The sequence below is a fragment of the Mesorhizobium sp. B2-4-1 genome (genome assembly GCF_006442185.1).
Classification (GTDB): Bacteria; Pseudomonadota; Alphaproteobacteria; order Rhizobiales; family Rhizobiaceae; genus Mesorhizobium.
In genome coordinates, this window is record NZ_VFVN01000004.1 from 541,223 (window position 1) to 551,619 (window position 10,397).

At 64.8% G+C, this 10,397-nt stretch carries 12 protein-coding genes; 6 read left to right on the top strand and 6 right to left on the bottom strand.

The features are described from left to right. Positions 1–201: 201 nt before the first annotated feature. Positions 202–480, top strand: coding sequence for a hypothetical protein (locus FJ949_RS14330; protein WP_224646479.1), 279 nt, complete (start codon positions 202–204; stop codon positions 478–480). 122 nt (positions 481–602) lie between these two features. Continuing rightward, a complete protein-coding gene (locus tag FJ949_RS14335; protein WP_140496381.1) occupies positions 603–1,079 on the top strand; it encodes an NUDIX hydrolase in 477 nt (158 codons plus the stop codon). 5 nt (positions 1,080–1,084) lie between these two features. On the opposite strand, the gene FJ949_RS14340 is transcribed toward FJ949_RS14335, so the two are convergent. From FJ949_RS14340 to FJ949_RS14360, 5 genes are all read right to left on the bottom strand, one after another. After that, entirely contained in the window at positions 1,085–1,930 is an 846-nt protein-coding gene (locus FJ949_RS14340) for a citryl-CoA lyase (RefSeq protein WP_140496383.1), read from the bottom strand. Positions 1,931–1,946: 16 nt separating this feature from the next. After that, positions 1,947–3,131 carry a CoA transferase gene (locus FJ949_RS14345; protein WP_140496385.1) on the bottom strand — a complete coding sequence of 395 codons (1,185 nt, stop codon included), beginning with the start codon at positions 3,129–3,131 and terminating at the stop codon, positions 1,947–1,949. Between the two features lie 15 nt (positions 3,132–3,146). After that, entirely contained in the window at positions 3,147–4,670 is a 1,524-nt protein-coding gene (locus FJ949_RS14350) for a tripartite tricarboxylate transporter permease (RefSeq protein WP_140496387.1), read from the bottom strand. 4 nt (positions 4,671–4,674) lie between these two features. Beyond that, complete coding sequence (locus FJ949_RS14355) at positions 4,675–5,211, bottom strand: tripartite tricarboxylate transporter TctB family protein (RefSeq protein WP_140496389.1); 537 nt, start codon at positions 5,209–5,211, stop codon at positions 4,675–4,677. A gap of 126 nt (positions 5,212–5,337) precedes the next feature. Then, positions 5,338–6,315 carry a tripartite tricarboxylate transporter substrate-binding protein gene (locus FJ949_RS14360; protein ID WP_140496391.1) on the bottom strand — a complete coding sequence of 326 codons (978 nt, stop codon included), beginning with the start codon at positions 6,313–6,315 and terminating at the stop codon, positions 5,338–5,340. 183 nt (positions 6,316–6,498) lie between these two features. Between FJ949_RS14360 and FJ949_RS14365 the strand changes: the two genes are divergently transcribed. Then, positions 6,499–7,347 carry an IclR family transcriptional regulator gene (locus FJ949_RS14365; RefSeq protein WP_224646445.1) on the top strand — a complete coding sequence of 283 codons (849 nt, stop codon included), beginning with the start codon at positions 6,499–6,501 and terminating at the stop codon, positions 7,345–7,347. Between the two features lie 112 nt (positions 7,348–7,459). Here the strand turns inward: FJ949_RS14365 and FJ949_RS14370 are convergent, their stop codons facing one another. Beyond that, positions 7,460–7,999: a GNAT family N-acetyltransferase gene (locus FJ949_RS14370; protein ID WP_140496393.1), complete on the bottom strand. Its 540-nt coding sequence runs from the start codon at positions 7,997–7,999 to the stop codon at positions 7,460–7,462. Positions 8,000–8,308: 309 nt separating this feature from the next. On the opposite strand from FJ949_RS14370, the gene FJ949_RS14375 reads away from it, so the two are divergent. The 3 genes from FJ949_RS14375 to FJ949_RS14385 all read left to right on the top strand — a co-directional run. Beyond that, positions 8,309–9,286 (top strand): tripartite tricarboxylate transporter substrate-binding protein, encoded by a 978-nt coding sequence (locus FJ949_RS14375; protein WP_140496395.1) that lies wholly within the window; start codon positions 8,309–8,311, stop codon positions 9,284–9,286. A gap of 75 nt (positions 9,287–9,361) precedes the next feature. After that, positions 9,362–9,823, top strand: a complete 462-nt coding sequence (locus FJ949_RS14380; protein WP_140496398.1) for a tripartite tricarboxylate transporter TctB family protein — start codon at positions 9,362–9,364, stop codon at positions 9,821–9,823. 10 nt (positions 9,824–9,833) lie between these two features. Further along, positions 9,834–10,397: tripartite tricarboxylate transporter permease (locus FJ949_RS14385; protein ID WP_181173142.1), on the top strand; the 564-nt coding region annotated here is incomplete at its 3' end.

The window sequence follows — 10,397 nt, forward strand, 5'->3', positions numbered from 1 at the left end:
AGCGGCGAATCGATCGCTTCCGTCAAGTGCGATGCGGGCGGCGGGGCAGATTCTCCTCCGCCGCGAAGGGGGCGCGATCACGCGATTTCCTGTTAATCGGCACTCTGGCGTGGCACGAGGGGACAAACGCACTATATGTAGAGTGAACTTTGTTTGTGCGGGAATGAGCAGATGTTGGCGCTTCGGCCATCAACGGTTTTCATGACGGCGGCATTGGCAGCCGCGACGCTGGCGGGCATCCGTCTGCCTGCTTCCGCGCAGGTGCTCATTCCCTCCGTCGACAACAACGCGTTGATCCAGCAGAACGATCTGCAGGCCTTGCAAAACCGTGTCCAGCGGCAGCAGTTTCAGCAGCAGCAGCAACAGAATCGGGCTCAGGACCGGGTGATCGTGCAACAGCCCCCGCCCATCGTGCCGCGGGTCAGGCCGAACTGCCAGACGCAGATAATCGGCAACACCGCCGTAAGCACCTGCCGCTGAGGCGGGCTTCTCTTTTATTTAGCCGACTTACATGGTAGGGGCGTTCAGGTCCCCCTGCCGCAGTTTGGGTTTTGTAACGACACCGCGTCACGGTATGGGCACTGCACCGACTGGATTTTCGAATGGCAGCCACCAAGAAAAAGGCCGTGCGCAAGGCCAAGAAGGGCGAGACGATCCGCCAGGTCGCGGCTATCCCTTTTCGGCTGGACCAGCGCGGCGACATCGAGGTCATGCTGGTCACCTCGCGCACCACCAGGCGCTTCATCGTACCCAAGGGCTGGCCGATGAAAGGCAAGAGCGGACGCAAGGCGGCCACCATCGAGGCGCAGGAAGAAGCGGGCGTGCTCGGCAAGACCCTGAAGCAGCCAGCGGGCACCTATTCCTATTGGAAGCGGCTGGCCAACCGGTTCGTGCGCGTCGATGTCATCGTCTATCTGTTGGAAGTAACGCAAGAGCTTGCCGACTGGCAGGAAGCCAAACGGCGGCAACGGGCCTGGCTGGCGCCGGCCGATGCGGCCATGCTCATCGACGAACCCGAACTTTCGACGCTGGTAAGGACCTTGAAGCTTCCCCAGCCGGCACAAATCGGCCCTACGTAAAGGCCTCACGCCCCGGCGCCGTCCTCTTCGGGGAGCGGTCGCACTGGCGTCCCGGCATAGGCCCACAGCCATTCGCGTGGCAGCGGACCTTTGTTCCGCTCGGCTTGCTGGGATTGTTCCCAGGCATGCGCCAGGATGCCGACCGAGCGCGACAGCACGAAAAGCCCCCGCGTTAGCGGTGGCGGAAAGCCGAGCTCGCCGTAAATGACGGCGGTCGCGCCATCGATGTTGAGCGGTATCTTTTTGCCCTTGCGTCGCGCGACCTCCGCCTCGATCGCCTCGGCGATATCGGCGAAGCGGCCATTGATCACGCCGCGCGCGGCAAACTCCCGCGTCAGTTCCATCAGGCGCGGCGCGCGCGGGTCGACCGGATGGAAGCGATGGCCCAGCCCCGGCACGTAGCCCTTTTCCCCGGCGAAGAACCGGTCAAGCCGTCCCGAGACAGCCTCTTTCAGCGTCGTGCCGCCATCGAGCGCCGCGGCAATGTCGCCATAGAAGGCAAGCGCCTGCTCGCCGGCGCCGCCATGGACGTCGCCAAGCACGTTGATGGCCGAAGCCATGGCGCTGTTGATGCCGACACCGCAGGTCGCCGCCATGCGGGCGATGGCGATCGACGGCGCCTGCGGCCCGTGGTCGACTGCGGCGCCCAGCGCAATGCCGAGCAGCGCGGCCTGTTCCTCGCTGGGCAATTCGCCGCGCAGCATCAGCCAGATGACAGCCGGGAAGCTGACGCGGCCGATCAGGTCCTGGATTTCATAGCCGCGCAGCCGGATGACGCCCGGCCGCATTTCGATAATGCCGGTCTGCCACCACTCCTCTGCACGCTCGCGGCCCGTCTTTTGCTCACTCATATCGTCTTTTGCTCGTTCATGTGAATGCCTTTGTCTTCGCTCGCGGCGACAGGCCGGCGAAAACCTCGTCCATGTGCTCGCCCAGGGCCGGTGGCGGGGAGGCCGGCAATGGAGCCGTGCCATCGACCATGAAGCCGCCGCGCAGAACCGTCAGCGGTCTCTCCATGTCAGCCACGCCGTCGAAAGCCCTGGTCATCTGGCGCTCCAGCACCTGCGGTTCGGCCAGCACTTGCGGGATCGTCAGCACCCTGCCCGCCGGCACCCCGGCGCGGTTCAGTTTTTCTTCCCACGCAGCCGCCGGGCCATTCGCCAGGGCCCCCTCGATCTCGATCTTCAGCGCCGCACGGTTCCGCTTGCGCGTCTCGCGCTCGGCAAAGCGTGGATCCGACGCCAGCTCCGGCCGTTCGATAAGCCGGCAAAGCGTTATGAACTGCTCCTGCTTGTTGGCGGCGATGTTGAGCAGACCGTCGCCGGTGCGAAAGGCGCCCGACGGTGCCGCCGTCATGTTCTCATTGCCCATCGGCTTGGGATCGACCCCGGCCGTCAGATAGTTGGAAACCGGCCAGCCAAGCGCCGACAATGTGCATTCAAGCATCGATACGTCCAGGAAGGCACCCTCGCCGCTCGTCTTCTGCCTCACCAGCGCCGAGACGATGGCGAAGGCCCCGACCAATCCGCCCAGCGTGTCGGCGACGGGATAGCCCACCCGCAAGGGTGCCGTCTCCGGCGTGCCGGTGATGCTCATAATGCCCGAAAGGCCCTGGATGATCTGGTCATAGGCCGGATTGTCACGCATCGGCCCGGTCTGGCCGAAGCCCGATATCGCGCAGTAGACAAGGCTGGGGCGGACCGCCTTCAGCGCCTCGTAGCCGAGGCCAAGCCGGCCCATGACGCCGGGGCGGAAATTTTCCACCAGCGCATCGGCGCTGGCGACCAGGTCGAGGAAGCGTTCGCGCTCGGCTTCCTTCTTGAGATCGAGCACGACGGAGCGTTTGCCGGCATTCTGCGCCAGGAACGAAGCGCCCATGCCGGCCTGGTTGAGTTCCGGCGAACCGCCGAGCTGTCGCGCCAGGTCGCCGCCTTGCGGCGCCTCGACCTTGATCACGTCGGCGCCGAGCAGCGCCAGCTGGTAGGCGCAATAGGGCCCGGCCAGGACGTTGGTCAGGTCGAGCACGCGAATGCCGGAAAGCAGGTCTGTCATGTCACTTCAAATCGATCAGGCATCGCCCGGCACATGCTCCGGCCCCCGCAATCGGCGGCGTTCGATGTAGGCCCAGATATGCGGCCCGACCAGGCCGATGAAGGCCAGCGTCAGCAGGGTCAGCGACAGCGGGTGCTTGTAGAACACCGACCAGTCGCCGTTCGAGATCGTCATGGCGCGGCGGAACTGGGTTTCGGCGAGCGGTCCCAGGATCATGCCGATGATGACGGGCGCGGTCGGGAAATCGAAGCGCCGCATCAGGAAGCCGGCAGCACCCAGGAGATAGAGGATGGCGAGGTCGATCGGCGACTGCGAAATGCCGTAGGTGCCGACGGTGGCGAAAACCAGGATGCCGGCATAGAGTTGCGGCGCCGGGATCTTCAGCAGCCGCACCCAAAGCCCGATCAGCGGCAGATTGAGGATGACGAGAATGACATTGGCGATGAACAGGCTGGCGATCAGTCCCCAGACCAGATTGCCTTGTGTCGTCAGAAGCAGCGGGCCTGGATTGATGCCGTAGCTCTGGAAGGCCGAAAGCATGATTGCCGCCGTCGCCGAGGTCGGCAGGCCGAGCGTCAGCATCGGCACCAGCACGCCGGCGGCCGAGGCATTGTTGGCGGCCTCCGGACCGGCTACGCCCTCGATGGCGCCAACCGTGCCGAATTCCTGCTTGTGCTTCGAAAGCTTCTTTTCGATGGCATAGGACAGGAAGGTCGGGATCTCGGCGCCGCCGGCCGGCATGGCGCCGATCGGGAAGCCGATCGCGGCGCCGCGCAACCAGGGCTTCCACGAGCGCCTCCATTCGGCCGCCGTCATGTAGAGCGAGCCCTTCAGCGGCACGATCTCGTCCTTGCCGGCATAACGGCGCGAGGCCATGTAGAGCGTCTCACCGACGGCGAACAGGCCGACGGCGGCGATGATGACGTCGACGCCGTCGAGCAGTTCGGTCATGCTGAAGGTGAAGCGCGGCTGGCCGGTCTGCAGGTCGACCCCGATCATGCCGATAACAAAGCCGGCGAACAGGCTGGTCAAGCCGCGCACCGAGGACGAGCCGAGCACCGCCGAAACCGTGATGAAGGCCAGCACCATCAGCGAGAAATATTCGGCCGGGCCGAAGGCCAGCGCGAACCTGACCACGATAGGCGCCAGGAAGGCGACGCCCAGCGTGCCGAGAGTGCCGGCGACGAAGGAGCCGATCGCCGAGGTGGCAAGTGCGGCGCCGCCGCGCCCGGACCGGGCCATCTTGTTGCCTTCCAGCGCGGTGACGATGGTAGCGCTTTCGCCTGGCGTGTTGAGCAGGATCGAGGTCGTCGAGCCGCCATACATGGCCCCGTAATAGATGCCGGCAAACAGGATGAAGGAGGCCTCCGGCGCAACCTGGTAGGTGATCGGCAGAAGCAGCGCGATGGTCAGTGCCGGTCCGAGGCCGGGCAGCACGCCGATGGCGGTGCCAAGCGTGGTGCCGAGCAGGCACCACAGAAGGTTGACCGGAGTGAAGGCGACGGCGAAACCGTGTGCCAGATGGCCTAGCGTTTCCATGGCGTCAGCCCCTCAGCGTGCTGGTGAACGCATCGATCACCGTATTCAGCTGGTTCTCGATGAAACCGGCGCCGATATTGACGCCGAGCGCCCTGGCGAAGCCGAAATAGGCGGCCAGCGCCAGCACGAGGCCAGTGAGCGCATCGCGCAGCGTATGCCGGCTGCCGAAGCCGTAGCAGACCAGAACGAACATGATGACGGATGCCGCGGTGAAGCCGAGCGGCTGGATCAGGAGCAGGTTGGCGACAAGGCCGACGACGACGAAGCCCATCGCCTTCCAGTCGGTCGGCGTCTCCTTTTCCTCCTCCGGCTGCCAGCCGCCGCGCAGTGCGGCGACGATGAGCAGGAGCGAAAGAACCACCAGGCCGAACATGGTGAGGTAGGGAAAGACGGTCGGGCCGACCTTGGAGTAGAGCGGCGACACCGGGATCGCCAAGGTCTGCCAGGCGACCGCCCCGGCACAGGCCAGAAGCCCGATGCCGATCAGCAGTTCGGGTACGGCGAGGCGCGAGGACGCAGCCTGCTGGTCGCTGGTGCTCATGAATGTCCTCCCAAGACAGCCGGCATCTCACAGCCGGCTTTTATCCTATCTTCATCCCCGGTGGATCGCATGCCCATGCGAACGGCGGGAGGAAAAAGGGCGGACCATGGACCCGCCCCAGGGAAATCAGGCGAGCCCGAGATCCTTGAGGATGGCTTCGATGCGAGCCGTATCCTCGGCAAGGAACTTCGCATAGTCGTCGCCGGTGAGCAGGATGGGCGTCCAGTTGCGGTTCTTGCATTCCGTGGCCCAGGCATCGCTCTTGGCCATGGTCTCGACCAGCGTGATCATCGCCGCCTTATCGGTATCGGAGACGCCGGGGGGTGCGAAGACGCCGCGCCAGTTGAACAGTTCGACGTCGATGCCGGCTTCCTTCAGCGTTGGCGCATCGATGCCCTCCTGCCGCTTGTCGGCGGAAATGGCGAGCAGCCTGAGCGCCCCTGCCTTGACCTGTTCGGAGAACTCGCCAAAGCCGGAAATGCCCGCCGCCACCTGGTTGCCGAGCAGCGCTGACAGCGCCTCGCCGCCGCCCGCGAACGGCACGTAGGACAGGTTTGTCGCCGGCACGCCCGCCGTCTTGGCGATCAGGCCGAACAGGATATGGTCCGAACCGCCGGCCGAGCCGCCGGCGACGGGAACCTTCGTCGGATCCTCTTTAAGCGCGGCGACGAAGTCGGCGGCCGTCTTGAACGGCGAGGCCGCCGGCACCACCAGCGCTTCGAACTCGCCGGTGAGCCGGGCGATCGGCGTGACCTGCGTCAAATTATTGGCAGCCTTGTTGGCGATGATGGCGCCGACCATGACCATGCCGCCAACCATCAGCGAATTGCCCTTGCCGTTCCATTGACTGATGAATTGCGGCAGCCCGACCGTGCCGCCGGCGCCGCCGACATTGGTGATCTGCGAGCCGGAGATCAGCTTCTCGCTGCGCAGCACCTGGTCCATCGTGCGCGCGGTCTGGTCCCAGCCGCCACCGGGCGCCGCCGGCACGAAAATCTGTATCTGCGGCGTGCCTTGGGCAAGAGCGGGAGAAAGACGCGACGCCACCAGCCCGGCGGCCCCCGCGGCAGCGGTGCTCATCAAAAATTTGCGTCTGTTCAGCATGGGATTCCTCCAAATCACGACACCTCCTCCGGTGCCCGCCAAAAACGCGCCTGAAACCAGACCCGTGCTTGAGTTCAAGCAGACTTTACCGCGTTCCGTCAACAGGAACGATATTCTGCTGGACAGAATGCTTGAGCTGCGCGACACAATCGCGCCGCTCGACCTTTGTTCGACTGGGAACCAATGAATTCGGCAGGCAAACCAGCTGGCATCGAATTCCGGAGCGCGTCAGCCGACGGTGTTGCCGCGCTTGACCGGGCCATTGCCATCCTCGATGCATTCACCACGGCGGACCGCTCGCTCAGCCTTTCCGAGATCGCGGCCCGAACCGGCCTCTATAAGAGCACCATTCTGCGCCTGGCCAATTCGCTTTTGCGCGGACAATTGCTCGAACGCCTGGACGACGGACGCTACCGCATCGGGCCGGCCAGCTTCCGGCTCGGCGCGCTCTATCAGCGGTCGGTCGTGGCGGTCGACATCCTGCTGCCGATCATGCGCGATCTCTGCGAGCTAAGCTGGGAAAGCGTTGCGTTCTATGTCCGGTCGGGAGACGTGCGCACCTGTCTCTATCGCGTCGAGTCCAAGCATCCTATCCGCTATACGATCCGCGAGGGTGACGTCCTGCCGTTGCTGGTGGGCTCCGGCGGGCGTGTGCTGGCGGCGTTTTCCGGACAGCCGGGCGAACCGTACGAAACCATCCGCAAGACCTGCAACTGCCTCGCCATCGGCGACCGCGACCCGCAGACGGCGGGCGTCTCGGCGCCGGTGTTCGGGCCTGGGCGGGTTCTGCTCGGCGCCTTGACCCTGGCCGGCCCGAGCACACGCGTCGACGCGGCCTTCCTGCGGCGCATGCGGCGGCCGCTGCTCGAGGCTGCGGCCCGTGCCACCCGCGCCTTCGGCGAGGATGCCTCGATGCTCGATGAAGCGGCTCGCGAAGCCGCGGTGCAAACGGATAATGCCAGTCCCGGCGCGGTTATCAGGAGCAGACGGCGTTCTCGGATCATTTCGACGCCCTTGCGGAACGACCGCTAATGCATGCCGCCCAAAGGGACCTCGGCTTTGGGAGAACGACGTAAAACAAGAAAGCTAAGCGCAGCGCATGAATCCGTTTCGACGCCGCGCGCTTTAGGCACTTGGCGAGTGCTCAGGCCAACCGCTCCAGCAGGATGCTCGGGGTTTCGTGATAGATGGTCCGCGCCACCTCCCGGTAGCCGCACTTCGTCGCCACGTTCAAGGAAGCGGTGTTTTCGGGGTCGATGATGCAGACGGTTTTGCCACGTCCGAAGGTCTCGTCGCCCCAGCCAAGCACGCGGCTGACGATCTCGGTGGCGAGGCCGGCGCCGTGGGCGGCCGGAGCGAGCGCCCACCCGGCCTCCGGAATGCCCTCTATCGGCGGCTCCATATCGCGCTTGAGGTCGTGAAACCCGGCCTCACCGACGAAACGGCCCGTCGCCTTGTCCTCGATCGCCCAGAAACCGTAGCCGAGCAGCGACCAGAGCCCGGCGTGACGCAGGAAGCGCATCCAGCTCTCTTCCCGCGTGCGCGGCCTGCCGCCGATGAAGCGGGTGACGACCGGATCGGCCCACATGGCGACATAGGCGTCGAAATCCTCCAGCCGGTGCGCTCGCAGGATGGCGCGCGTCGTTTCGATAATCGGAACGCCGCTTGTGTCGTGATGGTTCATGGGTCGCCCTCGCTCAAACCTGCAAAGCACCTAGCAAATCACCGGCCGCGAGCAAGGGCCAGGCCGGCGCGGATCATCTTCCAGACAGACGGCGCGCGCTTGGCGTGTCTCGATCCAGCCGGGACAGTCGTTCCTCCGATGGTCCGGCCGCGCCTCATGGGCCGCCAGCCAGAACGGTTGCGGATATCAGCACTTTGCCATTTGAGTACGATTGCAATCTGTTAGCCTGCCCTAGTTGTACCCGTGCAGCCGGTGTCGAGGAGAACTCCGCGCAGCGGTTGAAGATTTAAGCTCTGGGAGGAAATCACGATGAGAAGATTTGTCGCCGCTCTGGCTGCCGCCGTGGCCGTCACGCTTTATCCGGTCGCCGCAGGCGCGCAAACCTATCCCGAACGCACCATCACCGTCGTGGTGCCGTTTGCGGCCGGCGGCCCGACCGACACGGTCACGCGTCTTGTCGCGGAAGCCATGTCCAAGGATCTCGGCCAGCAGGTCATCGTCGAGAATGTCGGCGGCGCCGGTGGCACGCTGGGCGCTGGCCGCGTCGCGAAGGCCGAGCCGGACGGTTACACCCTGCTCCTCCATCACATCGGCATGGCCACCAGTGCCACACTCTACCGAAAGCTCGCCTACGACACGCTGAACGCCTTCGAATATGTCGGCCTCGTCACCGAGGTGCCAATGACCATCGTTGGCCGAAAGGACCTCGAGCCGGCCGATTTGAAGGGATTGGTCGAGTACGCCAAGGCCAACAAGGATAGCGTCACCGTAGCCAATGCCGGCATAGGTGCTGCCTCGCATCTCTGCGGCATGCTGTTCATGAGCGCTATCAAGACGCCGCTGGTCACCGTCCCCTACAAGGGCACCGGCCCGGCCATGACCGATCTCCTCGGCGGCCAGGTCGACATCATGTGCGACCAGACGACCAACACCACCAAGCAGATCCAGGGCGGCACGATCAAGGCTTACGCCGTCACCTCGCCGGAGCGCCTCGATGTGCTGCCCGATGTCCCGACGACGACGGAAGCCGGCCTTCCCGACGTGCAGGTCAGCATCTGGCACGGTCTTTATGCCCCCAAGGGCACTCCGGCGGAGATCACCGAACGGCTGTCGAAATCCCTGCAGGTCGCGCTGAAGGACGAGAACGTCGCCGCCCGCTTCGCCGAGCTCGGCACCAGGCCGTCGCCGCAGGCCGACGCGACGCCGGCCGCGCTGAAGGCCAAGCTGGAAAACGAGATCGCGCGCTGGAAGCCGATCATCGAAGCCGCCGGCCAATACGCCGACTGAGTTTTGAACGGGGCGCCGCCGGCGCCCCGTTTTCGCTTCGGTATCGTCGCGCGCCCGCAGCTTGGGAGGAATGTCATGAAGGCTTTCGCAATCGACAGGACGAACGGCATATGCGCTGCGCTGTTCATCGTTTTCGGCGCATTTTTCGCGTTGCAGTCGCTCGGCCTGGAAATCGGCACCGCCTTCCGCATGGGGCCGGGCTATTTCCCGCTGGTGCTGGCGATCGTGCTGATCCTGCTTGGCCTCGTCATCCTCGTCCAGGCGATGCGATTCGAGGGCGATCCGATCGGCTACATTGCGTGGCGCGGCTCGCTGTTCATCCTTCCCGCTCCGATCTTCTTCGGCCTGACGGTGCGCGGCCTCGGCTTCATTCCGTCTATCTTCCTGACGGCGCTGATCGCATCGTTCGCCAGCGGCCGCATGAAACCGCTGACCGCGTTCGTGCTGTCGACCGGCCTGACCCTGTTTGCATTCCTCGTCTTCAGCTACGCGCTCGGCCTTCCGTTCCGGCGCTTTGGCCCATGGCTGCCATTGTGAGGAGATGAGCATGGAGCTCCTCGGCAATCTGGCGCTCGGCTTTTCGACCGCTTCATCGCTGACGAACCTTGGATTCTGCTTGATCGGCGTCCTTCTTGGCACGCTGATCGGCGTCCTGCCCGGGATTGGCGCCACCGCGACCATCGCCATGCTCTTGCCGATCACCTTTCAGATCGGCGACCCGGTTTCCTCCCTCATCATGCTCGCCGGCATCTATTACGGTGCGCAATATGGCGGCTCGACCACAGCCATTCTCATCAACATGCCCGGCGAATCGTCCTCGGCCGTCACGGCGATCGACGGCTATCAGATGGCCAGGAACGGCCGCGCCGGCGCGGCACTCGCGATCGCGGCGATCGGTTCGTTCTTCGCCGGCACGGTGTCGACCTTCCTCGTTGCCATCTTCGCCCCGCCGCTGACCTCGATCGCGCTGGAATTCGGCGCGGCCGAATATTTTTCGCTGATGGTCGTCGGCCTCGTCTCGTCGGTCGCGCTTGCGCACGGTTCGATCGTCAAGGCGCTGGCGATGGTCGTGCTCGGTCTGTTGCTCGGCATTGTCGGCACCGATATCTAC